The sequence below is a fragment of the Lacticaseibacillus mingshuiensis genome (assembly GCF_016861785.1).
Classification (GTDB): domain Bacteria; phylum Bacillota; class Bacilli; order Lactobacillales; family Lactobacillaceae; genus Lacticaseibacillus; species Lacticaseibacillus mingshuiensis.
In genome coordinates this window covers 123,313-142,295 of the sequence record NZ_BOLS01000003.1, presented here as the reverse complement: position 1 = coordinate 142,295, position 18,983 = coordinate 123,313, and the positions used below count along the sequence as shown (strand labels likewise).

The following is an 18,983-nucleotide window of genomic DNA, read 5'->3' as shown; positions in this document are numbered from 1 at the left end:
CAAATGGAAAGGCGCGCCGGCTTGCGAGCCGGCGCACCCTTTTCCAGTTGGGCTCCGCACCCTTCCTTAATTATTCATTCCACTTTCATAGAGGGCGAGTTTGCCTTCGACGATGCTTTCGACGAGGTCTGGGTAGGCCACGCCTTCCGCTTCGGCTTCTTGTGGCAGAAGGGAGAGTGGGGTCATGCCTGGCAGGTTATTGGCTTCGATGACCCAAACGCCGCCGTCGTTGGCAAAAAAGTCGATACGGCCGTAGTTTTGCATGCCGAGGACCTTCATTGTTTGAACCGCAACGTCTTTCATTTCCTGGTGAACGTCGTCGTCAAGGTCATGCGGCGGGGTCACGAAGTCGGTGTGACCCGGTTGGAATTTATGTTCGAAATCGTACCAGCCATCATGGACTTGAATCTCGATCGCTGGAAAAGCGTGGCCGTTGACAACGCCCAGCGAGAACTCGCGCCCAGGGGTGAATTCCTCCACGATGGCCGAGTTGTCAAAACGGAAGACATCGTTCAAACTGTTTTCCAGTTCGTCTGCATCGTGCACGATATGGGTGCCGACAGAGGAACCACCGGAAGTTGGCTTGACCACAACTGGGTAGGCAAATGGCAAGACGTGGCCAGTGGCGCCTTGATCGCGGGTGTACTCGATGAAGGCTGCGGTCTGAATGCCGTGATACAGCATGATCTCTTTGCTGTAGACCTTGTTCATCGTGATGCCGGATGCGGTCGAGCTGGATCCGGTGTATTTGATATTGTTCAGGTCAAGGACGGCCTGCACCTTGCCGTTTTCGCCGTCGCCGCCGTGCAGGGCGAGGAAAACGATGTCGGCTTCTTTGCAAATGGCAAGGACGTTTGGGCCAAAAAGCTCAGTTGAGCCGTCGCTGCGCAGCGCGTTGATGTCGGCGTCGGTCAAGATCGCATCGGAGATCTTCAGATCTTTGGACGTGTTCGCGTCATCAAAGGCTGAGACTGGCGCTTTGCCAGCCAAGTCGTAGCCGAGAAACAGGTCGATGAATGTCGCTTCGTGCCCTTTTTCGCGAAGGGCGTTGGTGATGCGGTAGCCGCTGGAGAACGAGACGTTGCGCTCGGTACTGCGCCCGCCGGCTAATACGGCAATTTTCATAAGGGTAGAACCTCCTGATTTTTCCCGCGCGGCGTGAACCGCGCAGCCGATAGTTTTAGAACCTTAAGCATAGCACAAACGAACCAGTCAATGGAACGAATGAAGCGCTTTCACTAAAAATTAAGGAGTCGAGTGGCTTCGTTGTTTTTGGTTGAACGCTTCGCGGCTGCCTGATGTCGCTCGTTATTTTCCCCGCGGTTCGACTAGCCAACTGGGTCGTTCTTCCCGTATACTGAAAATATCTGAAAAAGGGAGTGGCGAACTTGAAAATCATTGCCTATGGGGCGCGCGTCGACGAGATTCCATATATGAAGCAATGGGCACAAGAAACAGGCAACGAACTGACGATCAAAGAAGAACTGCTTGAAGCCGACACGGTCGAATGGGCAAAGGGGTACGATGGCATCAACTGCCTGCAGACGACCCCATATTCGGCGGCTGTCTTCGATAAAATGGGCGACTACGGGATCCACTATTTGACGTTGCGCAACGTCGGCACGGACAATGTCGATTTTGCGGCCGCAGCGAAAAATGGGGTGACGCTGGCCAACACGCCGGCGTATTCCCCGGAAGCCATCGCGGAGTTTGCGGTGACGATGACGCTGAACCTGTTGCGACGGGTGGGCGAAGTCGAGCACGCTCTGCGCCATGGCGATTATGCGGGGTCGACGCAATTGATCGGCCGCGAGCTACGCAGCCAGACGGTCGGCATCATCGGCGCGGGGCGCATTGGGCGTGCGGCCATCCAGATGTTTTCGGGATTTGGCGCCAAGGTGATCACGTATGATCCGCATCCTTCCAAGGACGACACACTGGCCTGCCGCTATGCCGATATGGATGAATTGCTGGCGGCCAGCGATGTGGTCGACTTGCATATTCCAGGCGTCCCAGCGAATGATCACATCATCGATGCGCGGGCGCTCGCGCAAATGAAGCCTGGGGCGGTGCTGATCAATACTGCGCGTGGCAATTTAGTCGATACCGCCGCCATGATCGCGGCGCTGGAAAGTGGCCACTTAGCAGGGGCCGGCATCGACACTTACGAGCATGAAACGGCGGCGCTGCTGGATATGGCGCACACCGGCCGGTTTTCCGATCCGCAATGGGACCAGCTGCAGAAAATGCCGAACGTGCTTCTAACACCGCATGTCGCCTATTACACCGAGACGGCGGTCCACAACATGGTGACGTTCTCGCTGACTTACCTGACAGAGTTGTTGACCACAGGCACCACGGAAACGATCGTCCATCCAAAATAAGAATCAGCTGACTGAGGGCCTCGCAGTAAACAAACGCGGGGCCTTTTTGCTTGTCCAAAAACACGAACGAGGAAAAAGCAAAGATTGCCGGCTAGTTATCGTTGATCAGCAAGAATCGGCATGATGTTGGCTGCCTCACGACGCAGCACGTACATTGTTCGTTATAAACCGAACGTTAAATCTAAAAAACTAAAAATAAGACGTGTTTCCGCTTGACTGTCGCCTATTTTTTGGTATATTGGGTTTATCATCAAATACGAACAAAGAGGTGCATCATGGATCGCTTTTTCCAATTAAAAGCGAACGGTACAACGACCGGTCGTGAAATTCTTGCGGGCCTTACTACATTCTTTGCCATGTCTTATATTTTATTCGTCAACCCGCAAGTCCTGTCGTTGGCTGGCATGCCATCGCAGGCTGTTTTCCTCGCAACGATCATTGCAAGTGCAGTTGGGACACTGTTTATGGGGCTGTTCGCGAACGTTCCCTACGCGCTGGCGCCGGGGATGGGCCTGAACGCATTTTTCACCTACACCGTTGTCTTCGCCCTCGGCTATTCTTGGCAACAGGCCCTTGCGATGGTCTTCATCTGCGGGCTTATCAACATCCTGATCACCGTGACGAAAGTGCGTAAGCTGATCATCACCGCCATTCCAGAAAGCTTACAGCACGCGATCGGCGGCGGGATCGGCGTCTTCGTTGCTTACATCGGCTTGAAAAATGCCGGCTTCCTGCAATTCACATCGGATAGTTCGAACATCTTGAGCATCAACAATGCCGCCTACAACGCCGGCACCACTTCCTATAAAGATGGCGTCACTGGTGTTGTCACAGGCGGCGGCATCGTGCCGGCGCTGGTCAACTTCACGCAGTCCGGCGCGTTGCTTGCGCTGATCGGCCTGTTCGTGATGGCGATCCTGGTCATCAAAAAAGTGCCAGGCGCGGTTCTGCTGGGCATCGTCATCACGACCATCATCGGGATTCCGATGGGGGTCACCAGTCTTGACTTTTCCGCGAACAATTCGCTCGGCCACGCGATCGGCCAGCTCAGCACCACATTTGGCGCAGCCTTTTCCGCCAAGGGGATGGGCAGTCTGTTCACCTCGCCGGATAAGATCGTGATCAGCTTGATGACGATCTTCGCCTTCAGTTTCTCCGATACCTTTGACACGCTGGGCACCTTCATCGGCACGGGCCGGCGCACCGGGATCTTCTCCGATGCCGACGAAATTGCAATGGAGACCGGCCACGGTTTCTCCTCGAAAATGGATAAGGCGCTGTTCGCCGATTCCATCGCCACGTCGATCGGGGCGATCTTCGGGACATCCAACACGACGACTTATGTTGAAAGTGCCGCTGGGATCGGCGCTGGTGGGCGCACTGGGCTGACATCCGTGACCACTGCGGCTTGCTTCCTGCTCTCAGCCGTTTTTGCCCCACTGATCAGCATCGTGCCGACTCAAGCTGTTGCGCCGGCGCTCATTCTCGTCGGGGTCATGATGGTCTCCAGTCTCAAGGAGATCGATTGGAGCAGCATGGAAGAGGCGCTGCCGGCATTCATGGCGTCCGTTGTGATGGGCCTCATCTACAACATCTCATACGGGATCGCCGCCGGGTTCATCTTCTACTGCTTGGTCAAGATTCTGACCGGCAAGATTCGCGACATTCATCCGGTCTTAGGCATTGCGACGATCGGCTTCATCTTGAACTTCATTGTGCTGGCTGTCTTGTAAAAAATCGGCACAAAAAAATGGCGTCTTCACTGGGTGGAGGCGCCATTTTTGTGGCTGAACTAGAATTGATACCGCGGGTCATTTTTGACCGTATCTGCGGCCAATGTCAATTTGAGCAGCGGCACGCTTTGCCCGTCTGGCATTGTGCGCGTCCGGCCGGTCGAGGTTGCCGTGAAGTGGTTTGCCTTCAGCAGGGCCACATCCGCTGTGGCGGTTTCCGGCAACAGGGCATAGACCTGAGTGACCCCGAGCTCGAAAAAGGCGAAGCCCAGCATCCGCGGCAGCACTTCAGCCATCACAGGGCGACTCGCTTGGGCGGCGAGGACCTCGAAGCGAATCTGCGCCTGCGTCTTGTTTTCGCTGAAATTCCACAGGCAAAAACTGCCGCAGAAACTGCGGTCATCGCGCGCAGTCACGCCATAGAGCAACGCGCGGTCCGCCATGACGAGCCGCATCGACTGATTGACGTAATGGGCGGTGGCCTCGATGCTACTGTCGCGCTCGCGGCCCGAAATGGCGGCGACCAGCGGATCATTGCGCAGGGCAAACACATCCTTGAGCTTGGCCATTGTCAGCCAGTCCATGGTGTAGTGGGCGGATAAAAGCGGGTGGTATTTTTCAAAACGAGTCATGGGACGCCTCAGATCATGCCATGGTCGTCTTTGTCGACGATCGGCGCGTTGAAATTTTTGTTATAGTATTCTTCGGAGATCACTTTATACTTGCCGTTGATAAAATGGGCGATGATGTCGCCAGGGTGTGCGATCTGGACTTTGGTGTCGGGCAAATGGAGTTCGACCGTCGGCATCGGAGTCAGCGCCACGAATTTTGCGTCCTCGCCGAAGAATTGTTCGATCTCACTGCGGGTCATGTCCGCACGCATGGGCAAAAAATACGACATCTTTGCGGTGGAAAACGCCGCGAACTCGCCGCTTGGAAAACTTGCCAGTACTTTTGTATCAGTCATCCTTGCACCTCATTTCGCTTTTCTTAAGTGTAGCATACCCCCGCCAACAAGGAGTTGTCATGGTATTATGAAGAAAAGGATGCGCAGGCCCGCGGGATGGTGGGTCAGCTAACTTGGCTCTTGCGCTTGAGGCGCACTAGGCCTCGAGTGCAAGAGCCAGTTAGATGGACCCACTATGCGGGCCGGAGCTCAACTAAAAGGATGCGCAGGCCCGCGGGATAGCAGGCCCGCAACAAAGGAAGTGAGCGGCATGGCCTCTTTATTTGATCAGCCCGGCCAGTTTCAGCCACTGGCAGACCGGATGCGGCCACAAACGTTGGAAGAATTTGTCGGCCAAAGTCATTTGCTGGGGCCGGGCAAAGTGTTGACCAGCGTGATCGAAAATGACGAGGTGCCTTCGATGATCTTTTGGGGGCCGCCTGGTGTTGGAAAGACCACACTCGCGCAGATCATCGCGCGCCGCACCCGGGCGCAATTCGTCACATTTTCGGCGGTCACCGCCGGCATCAAGGAGATCAAGGTGGTGATGGAAGAAGCCGCCTCCAACCGCGAGCTCGGGCAAAAAACCATCGTCTTTGTCGACGAGATTCATCGCTTCAATAAGGCTCAGCAGGATGCCTTTCTGCCGTATGTGGAGCGCGGGGCGATCATCTTGATCGGGGCGACGACGGAAAATCCTTCATTTGAGGTGAACGCCGCGCTGCTGTCGCGGACGCGGGTGTTCGTGCTTCAGCCCCTGACGACGCAAGACCTCGTGCGGGTGTTGCACCAGACCCTTAGCGACCCCCGCGGTTATGGCTCGCAAACGATCCAGGTCAGCGAGGCGCTGCTTGAACGCATGACCGATTTTGCCAACGGGGATGCCCGCATCGCGCTGAACACGCTGGAAATGGCGGTAACGAACGCCGATCAAAGCGACGGTGAGCCGATCACGCTAACGGCTGCGGTCGTGGGCCAGTTGCTCACGAAAAAGGCGCTGCTGTACGACAAAAACGGTGAGGAGCACTACAATCTGATCTCTGCGTTGCACAAATCGATGCGCAATTCAGACGTCGACGCGGCCATATACTGGCTGGCGCGGATGCTGGAAACAGGGGAAGACCCGCTGTATATCGCACGGCGGCTTGTGCGTTTTGCCTCGGAAGACATCGGCATGGCCGACAGCCGCGCCTTGGAGATCGCGATCGCCGTTTTTCAGGCCTGCCAGTTCATCGGGATGCCCGAGTGCAGTGTGCACCTGACGCATGCGGTGACCTATTTGAGTATGGCGCCGAAATCGAATACCTTGTATACCGCCTACGAATCGGCAAAAAAAGATGCGACGGAAACGCTCGCGGAGCCGGTGCCCCTGCAGATCAGAAACGGTGTGACGGGGCTGATGAAGGACCTCGGCTATGGCAAGGATTATCAGTATGCACATAACAGCGCCGATAAGCTGACTAATATGCAGACCATGCCGGACAATTTGCAAGGTCGCACCTATTATCACCCCACGGATCAGGGCAGTGAGGCACGCGTGAAGGCCCGGCTGGACCAGATCAAGGCCTGGCATGCCGAACATGACAACCAGTAAGCCGCAAAGCAAGCAATACAAAAGTCCGCAGAAAGCCAATTTTGGCCAACTGCGGACTTTTTTGATAGGGACGCGCGGTCGGAGTAAGACCTCAGTCTGTTGTCCGAGCAAGGCGTCGTCTTTGTCTAGTTAGATCAAATGCTTGCCGCGAAGATCGTTGCGCGGGTCACGGTCGATCAAGATCGCGCCCACCATTAGTAGGGCGACGACGATGGCGCTAATATAGGCGCCGATCGCGATCAGCGCGATCAACGCGATAAGTGCAAATGCAGCGATCAACCATTCGAAAAATGTTAGTCTCATGGATCTCCACTCCTTTGCGAACTGAAACTATGGCTGGGCCGGTCGGCGATCGTCATGAATCACCACGACTTGGTCGAGCCAAGACTGAACGAGTAGCGTGGCGCACACCCCGATCAAGATGCCGCCGAGTGCTGTCAATCGTTGACTTTTCGTCATGTCGCCGCCTCCTTATGAACCGGGGTCGAACCCCTTGTGATTATTTTAACACCGTGAAGGGGCGCGGCGGGTCAACTTTTACAAAAATCTGATTGCTCGAGACACATTGTTTGGGTCGGCGCGGCCGAGTTGCTAGACTAAGGGTGACCAACAAATCGCAATAAGTTGTTGTAAGTATTGTTAAGCAGACTTGCTTATTTTGTGCTACACTGAAGTCAACAATTAAGAAAGCAGGGATTACGTCATGGCAGCTATCAAAGATTTTGATTCCACAGCCTACTTTGCCAAACTGAACGCATACTGGCGCGCGGCGAACTATATCTCCGTTGGCCAACTTTACTTGCGTGATAACCCGCTGTTGAAGCGGCCACTTCAATCAAGCGATGTGAAATTCAATCCGCTGGGCCACTGGGGCACCATTGCCGGCCAAAACTTCATCTACGCGCATCTCAACCGCGTGATCAACAAGTACGACCTGGATATGTTTTATATTGAAGGCCCGGGTCACGGTGGTCAGGTCATGATCTCCAATGCTTATTTGGATGGCACGTACTCTGAGGCCTATCCGGAAATGCCGCAAAACGAGACGGGTATGAGGTTGCTGTTCAAGCGCTTCAGTTTTCCAGGTGGTGCGGCGTCTCATGCCAATGCGCAGATTCCTGGCTCCATTCATGAAGGCGGCGAGCTGGGTTATGCGCTGAGCCATGCGACCGGCGCAATCTTGGACAACCCTGAGGTCATTGCGGCCACGGTGATCGGGGATGGCGAAAGTGAAACGGGGCCGCTGGCGACCAGCTGGTTCTCCAACACGTTCATCAATCCCATCACGGATGGCGCTGTGTTGCCGATCGTGCACATGAACGGGTTCAAGATCTCAAATCCGACGATCTTGTCGCGCAAATCCGATGCGGATCTGACTAAGTATTATGAAGGCATGGGCTGGCATCCGTATTTTGTCGAAGGCGACGATCCGGAGAAACTTAGTCCGGAAATGGCCAAGACGCTCGATACGATCATCGAAGAGATCAAGTCGATTCAAAAGCATGCCCGCGAGACACATGATGCGACCATGCCGCATTGGCCGGTGTTGATCGTGCGCACACCTAAGGGCTGGACGGGCCCGAAGGAATTCAACGGCGAGAAGATCGAAGGTTCGTTCCGCGCGCATCAGGTGCCAATTCCGGTCAAGCGCGACGATATGACCCATGCGGATGAGCTGGTCGCTTGGCTCAAGTCCTACAAGCCAGAAGAGTTGTTTGATGAAAATGGTGTGCTGAAGCCGGAACTGAAGGCGTTGACGCCAAAAGGGGCCAAGCGGATGACCGCCAACCCGATCACCAACATGGGCTTGAACGCGAAGCCGCTGGTGTTGCCGGACTATAAGCAATACGCGCTGGACAACACGGAGCATGGGAAAAACGTCAAGCAGGATATGATCATTTGGTCGGATTACCTGCGTGACCTGATCAAGCTCAACGCGCATAACTTTCGCGTGTTCGGGCCGGATGAGACCATGTCCAACCGCCTGTATGGCTTGTTCGAGACCACTGACCGTCAGTGGTTAGAAGGCATTTCAACGAATGGCTCCGATGAAGACATGGCGGCAAGTGGCCGAATCATCGACTCGCAGCTGTCCGAACATCAGGCGGAAGGCTTTCTTGAAGGCTACACGCTGACGGGCCGCCACGGCGTCTTCACGTCCTATGAAGCCTTCCTGCGCGTGGTCGATTCGATGCTCACCCAGCATTTCAAGTGGCTGCGTGAAGCACATGAGCAGAAGTGGCACAAGCCGTATCCATCGCTGAACGTCGTGTCGACGTCGACCTCCTTCCAGCAGGATCACAATGGTTACACCCATATGGATCCGGGTGTCCTCACCCATTTGGCGGAAAAGAAGGGCGAATACATTCGCGAATATCTCCCAGCGGATGCGAACTCCCTGTTGGCGATCTCGCCGAAAGTCTTTTCCAGTGAAAATACGATCAACCTTCTGATCACATCAAAGCAACCGCGGCCGCAGTTCTATTCCATCGAAGAGGCGACGGTCCTGGCCAATAACGGCCTGAAGCGCATCGACTGGGCATCGACGGATGATGGGGTTGAACCAGACGTTGTTTTGGCGGCAGCCGGCACCGAGCCAAACCTCGAAAGCCTCGCCGCGATCGACATCCTCCATGACAACTTCCCAGAGCTGAAGATTCGCTTTGTCAACGTCTTGGACCTGTTGAAACTGAAGAAGAGTGATCCGCGTGGGCTGAGCGATGAGGTCTTTGACCAGTACTTCACCGCGGACAAGCCAGTCTTCTTCGCCTTCCATGGCTTCGAGGACCTGATTCGCGATATCTTCTTTGACCGCCACAACCGCGACGTCTATGTCCATGGGTTCCGCGAAGAAGGCGCGATCACCACGCCGTTTGACATGCGGGTGCTCAACGAGCTCGACCGCTTCCACTTGGCCAAGGACATTATCTTGCATGTCCCAAGTTTCGCGCAGAAGGCCGCGGGCTTTGTGCAGAAAATGGATGACACGCTTCAATATCACTACGATTATATTCGCGAGACCGGCGAAGATATTCCTGAAGTCCTGAACTGGACCTGGAAGCCAATCAAGTAACTCGCGTGCAAAAGGCGCCACATTCCCTTGATTGAGGGAGTGCGGCGCCTTTTTGCGTTCAGCTAGGTCAGTCGTCCGCGCGCATGTTGTCGGGGATGCGCGGCAGGGGCACCCCGCGGCGAATGAAGACCGGTTGGCCGTGCTCCGTCATCAGCACGTTGAGCCGGAAGACTTTTGGAAAATAGGTCTCATACCCGATCGTCCAGGCGATCAGCACGATGAGCCAGCACCCGAGCCACACCCAGATCCGGGCGCTGCCGGCGGGGAAAAAATGATTGAATAGCGCGGTGGTGGCCCAGGTCACGCCGCTCTCCATCAGGATGAAGCCAGTCTGATAAAGCAGCTGGTGCCCTTTTGCCCGCTGATGATAGATGTGTTTGAAATGGGTGCTGCTCCGCTGAAAATCTGGTAGTGAGACGCTCGGGCGACTGGACGCGCTGCCGCCAATGTCGTCGAGCGCCGCCGCCGCGTGATAGCCCAGCAGGTGAATGAGGCCATAGTTGAGTGTCCGCCCGGTCAGGTAAAACAGCAAAAAGGTGCTGACCATCGCAGGGTTCAGGAATTCTGTGGTCATAATTCCGGCGGTCTGGGCGGCAATAGCTGCGATAAAAATATTTGTTCCTTGCAGTAGACACCACAGCAAGGTGATCAAGCCGCTGTGATTGCGTGGAGGCGTGGGTCTTGGCATTGGGATTCCTCTTTTCTGCTTTGAGCTTAGCAGAGAAAAGGGGGGGTAGGGGGTCAGAATTGAGAAAACTGGCGCGCGGAAATTGTGCGGGGGAACGTGCTGCCCAGGCCGAACTCTCTGCCCACCCCTAAACGCTCGGCTCTGCCCCCTCAGTTGGGCTTCGGCCCGCATGGCGGGGACATCTAACTGTCTTGTGTACTCGAGGCGAAGAGCGCCTCAAGCATCCAAGCCAAGTTAGCTGCCCCACCATCTCGCGGGCCTCCGCACCCTCAGTTGGGCTTCGCCGAGCAGGGGTGGGACAGATAGTCGTCCCAGTCGTTCGATGGCTAAGAACGCCATCAACCGCCCAGGCCGAACTATCTGCCCACCCCTAAACGCTCGGCTCCGCACCCTACAAAAAAGATCCCGTCCTTGGGGGGAAGGCGGGATCATGCCGGCTGGTACCGGCCACACTTTGGAGGAGTGTTGAATGAAAAAGGGTTTGGGGTAATGAAACAAGTGACTGGCTCGCTTCTATGTTGATCAGAATACCGGCCAGCTGTGAAGATTTTGTGAGCAGAAAGTTATGATTTTCAAAAGAAACCAGATGGGGCACGGTGCAAGCGCTTTTTTGCCTTAACGCGGGGGTTCTTGCTATACTTAAATAGTAGTGCCACTACAGAAAGGGGACGATTGTTCATGGCTACGATGACCTATACCACGCTCCAAGATCTATTGACCGAGGCAAGCAGCGGTCCGTTCGTTTCGCTTTACATGCCCCTCGAGGCAAATCAAAGTGCGGATAAATCCAAACTGAAGATGCGCCACCTGCTCACTCACGCCAAAGAGGTGATGGCTTCCGCTTGGCCTGAGGTTGATTGGGCGCCGTTTGCCGACTTGTTGCAGCCGTTGGTCGACGATCCAAGCCAGATCGCCAGTCTCTCCGGTCAAGGGATGGGGGTCCTTGCGAACAGCGATGCGATCTACATCCGTGATCTGGAATATCCGGTCTCAGAAATGGCGATGGTCACGGCAATGCCGCAGATCTTGCCACTATTGTTGGATGATCAACGCCATTTGGATTTTGACCTGCTGACGCTGCAAGGCGATCAGATCGGGTTGTATCACAATGCAGGGGACGTTCTGACGCCGGTTGCCCTTGGTGCCGATGCCCCATTGACGCTGAAGGGGACGTTGGGCACTGAGCTGCGCGGCGGGTCCCTCAATTCGGTGCGCCAAGGCGGACCAGGCGCCACGTATCATGGCCACAATGCGAAGTCCGAAGAAGACGAGATCGACCGCCGTCGCTATTATCAGGCGGTGGATAGCTATGTCGCAGATCATTTTTCCAAGCCCAATGCGCGTCGCCTGGTCGTGATGGGGCTACCGCAAAATATTGCCATGTTCTGCGAAGTATCACGCAACACGCATCTGTCCGGGTCGATGCAGGTGGAAGCAAGCCCGGCTAACATGACGCTGAGTCAATTGGACGAAGCGGTCGACCCAGTGCGGCTCGAACACGTTCGCCAGCGCCAAGAGGCCATTTCTGCTCAGCTGGATGGTGCGCGCAGCAAAGGCCGCTATCTCGAAGATGTCGGTGGCATTATCGATGCGTTGCATCATCGGGCAATCGCGCAGTTGGTGATTCGCCAAGGCGCGCGCATCAATGGGCGTCTGCATGGGCAAAAGATCGATACCGAAAGTGAAATGGCGAAGCACAACAATCTACTCAATGACCTGGCCGACCTGACGATCGCGCAGGGCGGCACGGTGAATGTGTTGCCAAGTGATCTGATGGAACCGGCAGCCGCAGCCATTCGTCGTTACAGCGAAGAATAAGCGCGCGGGGGCAAAAAAAGGAGCGTCTGACGTTACGTCGGCGCTCCTTTTTGATTCGACGGATCTAAATCGATGCTTGTCTTCACATTGACGGGACGCAAGAGTCGTTGATCACCGGTTCAAAGCGCCCCAGCCGCATCATGGTGCGCCGCTGCCCGGGCGATGAAGTCCTGATAGATCGACAGCTCCGCCGGGTCATCTTGCCAAAGATTTTCCGGGTGCCATTGCAGGCCGAAGATCAGGTCGTCGGCTGTGCTTTCAAAGCCTTCGACGGTGCCGTCTGGGGCGGTGGCAATCGCCTTCAAGCCGTGCCCCAGGTTGCGGACGGCCTGATGGTGGCGGGAGTTGACGTATGCTTTTTCCCCGATCAGCGAATAGAGTCGCGAGTCGTGTGCGATCGTGACGTGGTGTGTTGGGTATTCGCCTGAGGTGCGCTGCAGATGGCGCAGACTGTCCTGTTTTTGGCTGGCGAGGTCCTGATATAAGCTCCCGCCGCATGCGACGTTGAGAATATGGCTGCCTCGGCAAAGGCCAAACATGGGCTTACGTGCGGCGCGCGTCGCCTTGATCAGCGCGAGCTCAAAGGCATCGCGGCGCGGCATGGCGGCACCGATGAAGGGCCCGGGCTGCTCGCCATAGCGCGTGGGGTCCACATCTGGGCCGCCGGGGATGATCAGGCCGTCAAACAGGCTCACGAAGCGCTCGATCAGCCCCGGAGCCTCGCGCATGTGCGAGGGGAACGGAATGATCACCGGAACCCCGCCGGCTTCGATCACGGTGTCTTTGAACATGGTTGGGGCGATGTCGACAGTATTGGGCTTGGTGAAAACGCTGGTGTCTTCGATCACATCAGCGGCAATGGCGATCAGCGGTCGCATGAGCTCACTCCTTTTTTATTGGGCATGCGCGATGGCGCGGGCGACAAGGTCGGCAAATAGATCTAGCTGGCTGGGCTGCGTTTCCCACAGATTTTCCGGATGCCATTGCACGCCGACCAATTGATGTGAATCGCGGCTCTCCACGCCTTCGACCACGCCATCTTCGGCAACGGCGGTGACTTTTAGGCTCGGGGCCACACGCCTGATTGCCTGGTGATGGCGCGAATTGACATAGACGCGCTCGCCCAGCAACATTTTCAGCCGGCTATCAGCCATTGTTTTGATATGATGCGTCGGATATTGGCCGGATGCTGCTTGGGCGTGGCGGATTCGCGAATCCGGATCTTCTGTGACCAGATCCTGATATAAGTCGCCGCCCAGCGCCACATTCAACACTTGCATCCCACGACAGATGGCAAAAAGCGGCTTGCCGGCTGCGATCGCCTTGCGCACGAGGGCGACTTCAAAGCGATCCTCTGGATAAATGACTGCGCCTAATTCTGGGATGGGCTTCTCGCCGTACAGGGTCGGATCGATATCTGGGCCGCCTGGCAGCAGGAGCCCATCGAACAGGCCGATGTAATGATCGACAAGCGGCGTCACGGCATCATCGACTTCTGGAAATGGCAGGACGATCGGGACCGCTTTGCAAGCGATCAGCGCGTTTTTGATCATGTGCGGTGAGTAATCCGCCTGATTGAGATTAATGGCGGCGCTGGGCGTGGTGAGGCTATCGGCAGGAATCGCGATGACTGGGTGCATAGGTAGCCCTCCTAGTGAACTGGCTTTACTTTAATCATACGAGGCTGAGGCCGATCGGCGCAATTCGAAGGCCTTTTGCGAAACGGAAAATAGGTGGTGGCGCGCTCGGCTTTGCCATTCCAAAGGCGACGATCGCGGGGCTGGCTCACAGACGATCGCAGGGCTGATCACCAGACACAAAAAAACGGCGGCCCCAGAAGAGGTCGCCGTTTCGTTTACTTCTTATTGTTCGACTGCGCGCTGGCGTCAGTCGGCTTTTTTTTCGTGTGCTTGCGGGTCATCATGTAGAACCCGACGAGCACAAACGCGATGCCCAAGGTCACAAGGCCGGGATCCGCACGGGTCGCACCAGGCACAGTCGGGCTGATCATAATGATGAAAAACCCGATGGCAAGTGGCAGCAACCCTGGCGTGTAGTCCTTTTTCGGCTTGGACTCAGGCGTTGGCGCGTCAGCTTTTTTGGTCACTTTTCGACGCCGACTTGGAAGTAGAGCACAGACGCCCAGCGCTGCGCCTTGATCGTCGACTTAGCGAGTTTGGCCGCTGCGTCGAGGTCTTCCATGTTCGTGGAGAAGGTGAGCTTCATACCTGCCTTTTTTTCGAGCTTGAAGGTCACACCGTTTTCGTTGTAGCTTTCAAGTGTTTCGATCATCTTGTCTTGTTCTAGTGGTGCATTGATGAAGATCATCGTTGTCACTCCTTTATCGATGCCGAGCAAGTCGGCGAATTTTTTTGCAATGGGCAAAAGCCCTCGCCGTAATAATAAGCCACCCGCTGCGACGAGGCAACCGGTGGCTTACTTTATTGACGCCTAGGCGATGCGATCAAGCATTCGCGGATTCATCAACTGTGTCCTGTTGAACACGGCTAGAAGCCATGACAAACGGTACCCAGATAAAGAACGCGATGACCATGTTGACGATCGCAAGAACCGCAGCACGCCAGTCAAACCCAGTAGCCATCAAGGCATTGAGAACTGGCGGGGTGATCCAAGGAACAGCGATCTTAACAGGGCCGACCCAGCCAGCCATCGTTACAAAGTAAGCGATAGCGGTGTTCAGAACTGGCGCTACGATGAACGGGATGAAGTAGATCGCGTTCAAAACGATTGGCAGACCGAACATAACTGGCTCGTTGATGTTGAAGAGACCTGGGGCAAAAGCAAGTTTTGCGACTGTCTTTTCATCAGCACGCTTGGAGAACAGCAGGATGGCGATCAACAGAACGATCGTACCACCTGAACCGCCGAACCATACGTAGGCATCGAAGGAACCACGAACCCACTTGAATGGAAGCGGATCGCCGTTTTGGAAAGCCTGAACGTTCGCGATCTGGGAAGTGCCCCAGATGGATTCGAGGATAGGTGCCAAAACGTTAGGACCATGAATACCGAAGAACCAGAAGATCTGAACGAGCAGGGCAACCAGGATAACCATGCCTGCGCCTTGGCCGGCGTGCAGCAGTGGTGCCTGGATGGTTGCGCTCAGCCAGTCGCCGAAGTTCTTGCCAGTGAAGTGCGAGAACAGGTAACCGATGATCGCAACTGCGTACAAGGCAGCGATCCCAGGAATCAGGGAAACGAATGCCTTGGAAACTGCAGGCGGAACCGTATCTGGCATCTTGATGGAGATATCCTTCTTCATCAAGAAGATATAAACGACCAGCGCAATTGCGCCGAAGATCATGGCAGTAAATAGAGATGCGGAACCCATGTTACCAATCGCAAATGCGCTTGGTACGGTGACAGTGCCGCCAGTTACGGTTGCACCAGCATCGGTGAAGAGCTTGGAAACGCTCTTGGACAGGTTCTTTGCAACTGTGACGGTTGCGTTGCTGTTGATACCCATGAAGAAGGCGGACAGAGAAACCAAAGCCCCTGCGACACCGTCAACGTCATAAGCGTTAGACAGATGGTAACCCCACATAGCGGCAAAGAATACCGCAAAGATAGACAAAGATCCGGTGCCGACGATGCCGTCGATGGCAATGACTGGTGCCATTGCATTGACAAAGCCCGTCCAGCCCCATTGTGCTGGATATGTCGAAAGCAGCGCGTTCAGCAGCGTTGCAAGAGATCCGGCCATGGTGATCGGCAATGTTGCGATGAATGAATCACGCAGCGCGACCAGCCAAGGGATCGAACCGATCTTGGCAGCCACTGGCACGACATACTTCTCGAGCCAGTTCATAATGACTTGCATGTACTTACCTCCCCTAAGTTATATGCAAACTTCCGCTTTTCCGAGTCGGCGAATATGTGATCATGGCTGTCGGAAGCCCGTCGCAGTGGCAGTTGCGGCGTGTTTCCTCCGAAATGAATGACCGCCTCGGAGATGCGGCGTAATGAAACGGCTTTCATTACTTGAACAGTGTAGCATATTTAGATAACGGTAGGGCAATTAGTTTTGAAATATAACGAAAATAGATTCACGGTTCCGATTAACACGCTTTGCTATAATTGACCATTCATGAAAATCATACGCAAAAAGAAACAAGAAAAGTGTAGCGTTTATCTTTTGAAACGTGTGAACATCTTCCTTTGAGTGCCCGTGTTTGACGCATTTTCCCGGTATACCATTGACCGGCCGTTTGTCAAACGTAACACGCGTTTGGTGGAAACCACGGCGCCGGGCGGGATTATAAAACAGCGATACCAGTCACTTTCCGCAAAAAAGAATCGGCGCGGAGCCGCTTCCAATGGACGAAAATTAGTGTATACAAAAACACCGGTCCGGGGACCGATGTTGATAGACCGGGATTCTTGTTGGTTGAGAGAAACGCGATGGGGTCGCGGTTTAAACGGCATGGACCGGTTCTGGGAACGGCCGACTGGTCCACCTTGTGCCGACACCTTATGCGGGATCTTGCCCCCAGATCACCGAGGCGATGCTGGCGGCTTCTCGCAGCGCGACGTCATTGACATACGGTCTTGGGCTTGCCGTGGTCAACCAATGATACCCCTCGGTCGGCACGCCCCAGAAAAAGAGCAGCCCCTGGGTGTCTCGAGCGCTGTTGAGGAGTTGCAGTGTGCGGCGATCGTTGACGACCGCCCCAGATTGGAAACGTCTATCACCTGCAAGCTGGAGTTCATAAAGCGTTGCCATGTCATCGTGCAGTAATTGCTGCATCAGCGGGTTTTGGGCAGTCGGCGCATTGGCGGCGGGCACGCGGGCCTCGATCAGGACGGTGCCACGCGCGCGAAAGTCCGGGAAGAGCCCGGATGTGACTTCAAACCGGCCTTTTTTTCCGGCGACCTGCATCTGTGGCGGCAGTAAGGTGACAATGCCGGCATCGCGCAGGGCCTTGAGTTCCGCGATGCGCACCACTGGCGGGCCGATGGTCAGAAAATCGTTGAGTCCGTTGAACCAGCGCAAAAATTGATCCAGGTACTGGTCATCCGTCAGCATCCCGCCACTTGCGACGGTCCGCACCACATCCCGCAGATCCCGCCAGACTTCCAGCGCAGCCGTTAACGGGCCATGCTTGCTTCCTGCCTTGGCCGCTTCAATGTCCGCAGGCAGCTGGGCATCCAGCAAACGCTGAAACGCCGCATTGTCGGCTGGCTTAGGTGGTGTCATCAGCGTTGCCCAGTCCAGACGGTCTGCTTCCTTGATAGCCAGCGCGGCCACGGTCTTCTCGGGGTCCGCCAGCATGCGCAGCTGAAAATCGATGACGGACTGGTCGGGATAGTCTGCCTTTAATAGAAGCGAATAATAAATGAACTCGGCTTCGTGCTGCAGGCCTTCCCAAAACCAGCTGCTACTGGCGGGCTTTTGCGCACGCATTTTGGCCAGATAGGCAGGGGTCAAGAAATGCGCAGGCACCAGTTCGCTCGGGCCTTTTTCATTCCGCGCCTTCGCGTGATATGGGAGGCCGCGCCGCGATCCCGCCAACAGATGCGGTTCGTTGCCGCTGGGCAGGTAGGCGAGCTGACCGTCTTTTTCAACAAAGCGGCCGCCGCGCCCCTCCGTCAGCCGCGCGGTGAAGTCAAAGAAACTCAGGCCCAGCCCGCGCAAAATGACGGTGTCCTCAGTGGTGATGGCGGACAGATCGGGTTCGCTCGGCCAGTTCGGCGGCCAATATTGGAGGTTGTTGGCGGTTGAAAATTGGGCCAGGGTCTCTTGCTCCCGGGTCAGCGTATTCGCACTATTGCCCAGCGCCATGACGACCGCATCAAAGTCGCCGCCATGATGCGCCGCCACTGTGAACCGCTGACCATTTTTGCGAACGGCTATCACGGTCTCTTTCTGGAGGTCGACATAGGACTGCTTGGGTAAGTCGGCGGTCAGCTTGGCGAAAAACCACTGCTGATAGGCGCCATACAGCGCACGACTGGCATACCCATTTGGCCCAAGCGTTACCGCCTCGGCTGCCAGTGTGTTGGCTTGCCCGAGGTCAGTGCGCCCGGCGAGATAAGCACCTGCCTCATCGCGCGCCCATTCATATAGACTGGGGCCCGGGGTGAACGGCGCAGGATGGGCGACGGTCTGGTCGTAAAATAGGGTGATCTGTTGGGCGGCGGTGTTCATGATCAGCTCATGGGGCTGGTCACTTTGCCAGACGCGCCCACCGATGCCATATGGATCAAACAGGGTGATGCTCAGCGTCGGCTGGGGTGCGACGCGCTGCAGAGCGACCAGCCGCTCAAGTACGAGCAGGCCCCGGGGACCAGCGCCAATCAATGCGATCTGCATGCAATGATGCCTCCTTCTATTTAAGACGTGAGACTTGGCGGCGACGTGTATCAGTGCCGAAAGCTACCTCTGGCGCCAGTATAGCTGGAAAGAAGAGGGTTTGGAAAGCAAAAAGACTTGGGAAAAATCAGAAGATGCTCAGTGCATTGATGTCGAGGCCTCACGCGAGCTGCTCACCATTCCGCGGGCATCCGCACCCTCAGTTAGGTTGCGGCCCGCATGGTCGAGGTATCTGGTTGTCTCGTGCACTTGATGGCCAAGTGCGCCATCAAACGCTCAGGCCGCAGTAGCTCCTCAGACCTAAATGCCGCGTCCTTCGCACCCCTTATTTTTGCGTTGCCTGTGTCTGTGCGCTAAGATAATGGTAGAGTACCCTTTTTATCGACTTGGGTTGCGGCTGAGGCCGCCAGTAA

Annotated in this window: 17 protein-coding genes; 5 read left to right on the top strand and 12 right to left on the bottom strand. The window is 55.7% G+C overall.

Annotated elements, in window-relative coordinates; translation table 11 throughout:
• Positions 1 to 66: 66 nt before the first annotated feature.
• Positions 67 to 1,125: a D-alanine--D-alanine ligase family protein gene (locus tag JUE67_RS03220; protein ID WP_203626094.1), complete on the bottom strand. Its 1,059-nt coding sequence runs from the start codon at positions 1,123 to 1,125 to the stop codon at positions 67 to 69.
• A gap of 263 nt (positions 1,126 to 1,388) precedes the next feature.
• On the opposite strand from JUE67_RS03220, the gene JUE67_RS03215 reads away from it, so the two are divergent.
• Together JUE67_RS03215 and JUE67_RS03210 are read left to right on the top strand one after the other, a co-directional pair.
• The gene (locus JUE67_RS03215) at positions 1,389 to 2,384 is read left to right on the top strand and encodes a D-2-hydroxyacid dehydrogenase (RefSeq protein ID WP_203626095.1); all 996 of its coding nucleotides are present in this window, start codon (positions 1,389 to 1,391) and stop codon (positions 2,382 to 2,384) included.
• A 275-nt stretch (positions 2,385 to 2,659) separates the two neighbouring features.
• Positions 2,660 to 4,117, top strand: coding sequence for an NCS2 family permease (locus JUE67_RS03210; protein ID WP_203626096.1), 1,458 nt, complete (start codon positions 2,660 to 2,662; stop codon positions 4,115 to 4,117).
• Between the two features lie 59 nt (positions 4,118 to 4,176).
• Here JUE67_RS03210 and JUE67_RS03205 read toward each other — a convergent pair whose 3' ends face one another.
• Positions 4,177 to 4,749 carry a GNAT family N-acetyltransferase gene (locus tag JUE67_RS03205; RefSeq protein ID WP_203626097.1) on the bottom strand — a complete coding sequence of 191 codons (573 nt, stop codon included), beginning with the start codon at positions 4,747 to 4,749 and terminating at the stop codon, positions 4,177 to 4,179.
• A gap of 8 nt (positions 4,750 to 4,757) precedes the next feature.
• Positions 4,758 to 5,084: a hypothetical protein gene (locus tag JUE67_RS03200; RefSeq protein ID WP_125696119.1), complete on the bottom strand. Its 327-nt coding sequence runs from the start codon at positions 5,082 to 5,084 to the stop codon at positions 4,758 to 4,760.
• Between the two features lie 250 nt (positions 5,085 to 5,334).
• Between JUE67_RS03200 and JUE67_RS03195 the strand changes: the two genes are divergently transcribed.
• Entirely contained in the window at positions 5,335 to 6,657 is a 1,323-nt protein-coding gene (locus tag JUE67_RS03195) for a replication-associated recombination protein A (RefSeq protein WP_203626098.1), read from the top strand.
• Positions 6,658 to 6,786: 129 nt separating this feature from the next.
• On the opposite strand, the gene JUE67_RS03190 is transcribed toward JUE67_RS03195, so the two are convergent.
• Together JUE67_RS03190 and JUE67_RS12805 are read right to left on the bottom strand one after the other, a co-directional pair.
• A complete protein-coding gene (locus tag JUE67_RS03190; protein ID WP_203626099.1) occupies positions 6,787 to 6,960 on the bottom strand; it encodes a hypothetical protein in 174 nt (57 codons plus the stop codon).
• A gap of 27 nt (positions 6,961 to 6,987) precedes the next feature.
• Positions 6,988 to 7,116 (bottom strand): hypothetical protein, encoded by a 129-nt coding sequence (locus tag JUE67_RS12805; RefSeq protein WP_263852813.1) that lies wholly within the window; start codon positions 7,114 to 7,116, stop codon positions 6,988 to 6,990.
• Between the two features lie 244 nt (positions 7,117 to 7,360).
• Here JUE67_RS12805 and JUE67_RS03185 point away from each other — a divergent pair, with 244 nt between their 5' ends.
• A complete protein-coding gene (locus tag JUE67_RS03185; RefSeq protein ID WP_203626100.1) occupies positions 7,361 to 9,730 on the top strand; it encodes a phosphoketolase family protein in 2,370 nt (789 codons plus the stop codon).
• Between the two features lie 67 nt (positions 9,731 to 9,797).
• Here JUE67_RS03185 and JUE67_RS03180 read toward each other — a convergent pair whose 3' ends face one another.
• Positions 9,798 to 10,304 carry a hypothetical protein gene (locus JUE67_RS03180; protein ID WP_203636968.1) on the bottom strand — a complete coding sequence of 169 codons (507 nt, stop codon included), beginning with the start codon at positions 10,302 to 10,304 and terminating at the stop codon, positions 9,798 to 9,800.
• 792 nt (positions 10,305 to 11,096) lie between these two features.
• Between JUE67_RS03180 and JUE67_RS03175 the strand changes: the two genes are divergently transcribed.
• Positions 11,097 to 12,236, top strand: a complete 1,140-nt coding sequence (locus tag JUE67_RS03175; protein WP_203626102.1) for a baeRF6 domain-containing protein — start codon at positions 11,097 to 11,099, stop codon at positions 12,234 to 12,236.
• A gap of 119 nt (positions 12,237 to 12,355) precedes the next feature.
• Here the strand turns inward: JUE67_RS03175 and JUE67_RS03170 are convergent, their stop codons facing one another.
• From JUE67_RS03170 to JUE67_RS03145, 6 genes are all read right to left on the bottom strand, one after another.
• Positions 12,356 to 13,114 (bottom strand): gamma-glutamyl-gamma-aminobutyrate hydrolase family protein, encoded by a 759-nt coding sequence (locus JUE67_RS03170; protein ID WP_203626103.1) that lies wholly within the window; start codon positions 13,112 to 13,114, stop codon positions 12,356 to 12,358.
• 15 nt (positions 13,115 to 13,129) lie between these two features.
• A complete protein-coding gene (locus tag JUE67_RS03165; RefSeq protein WP_203626104.1) occupies positions 13,130 to 13,876 on the bottom strand; it encodes a gamma-glutamyl-gamma-aminobutyrate hydrolase family protein in 747 nt (248 codons plus the stop codon).
• 215 nt (positions 13,877 to 14,091) lie between these two features.
• Positions 14,092 to 14,343, bottom strand: coding sequence for a hypothetical protein (locus JUE67_RS03160; RefSeq protein WP_125696126.1), 252 nt, complete (start codon positions 14,341 to 14,343; stop codon positions 14,092 to 14,094).
• A complete protein-coding gene (locus tag JUE67_RS03155) occupies positions 14,340 to 14,621 on the bottom strand; it encodes a hypothetical protein (RefSeq protein ID WP_373301784.1) in 282 nt (93 codons plus the stop codon). The genes JUE67_RS03160 and JUE67_RS03155 overlap by 4 nt, the downstream gene beginning before the upstream one ends.
• Positions 14,622 to 14,700: 79 nt before the next feature.
• Complete coding sequence (locus JUE67_RS03150) at positions 14,701 to 16,077, bottom strand: PTS sugar transporter subunit IIC (protein WP_203626105.1); 1,377 nt, start codon at positions 16,075 to 16,077, stop codon at positions 14,701 to 14,703.
• A gap of 651 nt (positions 16,078 to 16,728) precedes the next feature.
• Entirely contained in the window at positions 16,729 to 18,570 is a 1,842-nt protein-coding gene (locus tag JUE67_RS03145; protein WP_203626106.1) for an FAD/NAD(P)-binding protein, read from the bottom strand.
• Positions 18,571 to 18,983 lie beyond the last annotated feature (413 nt).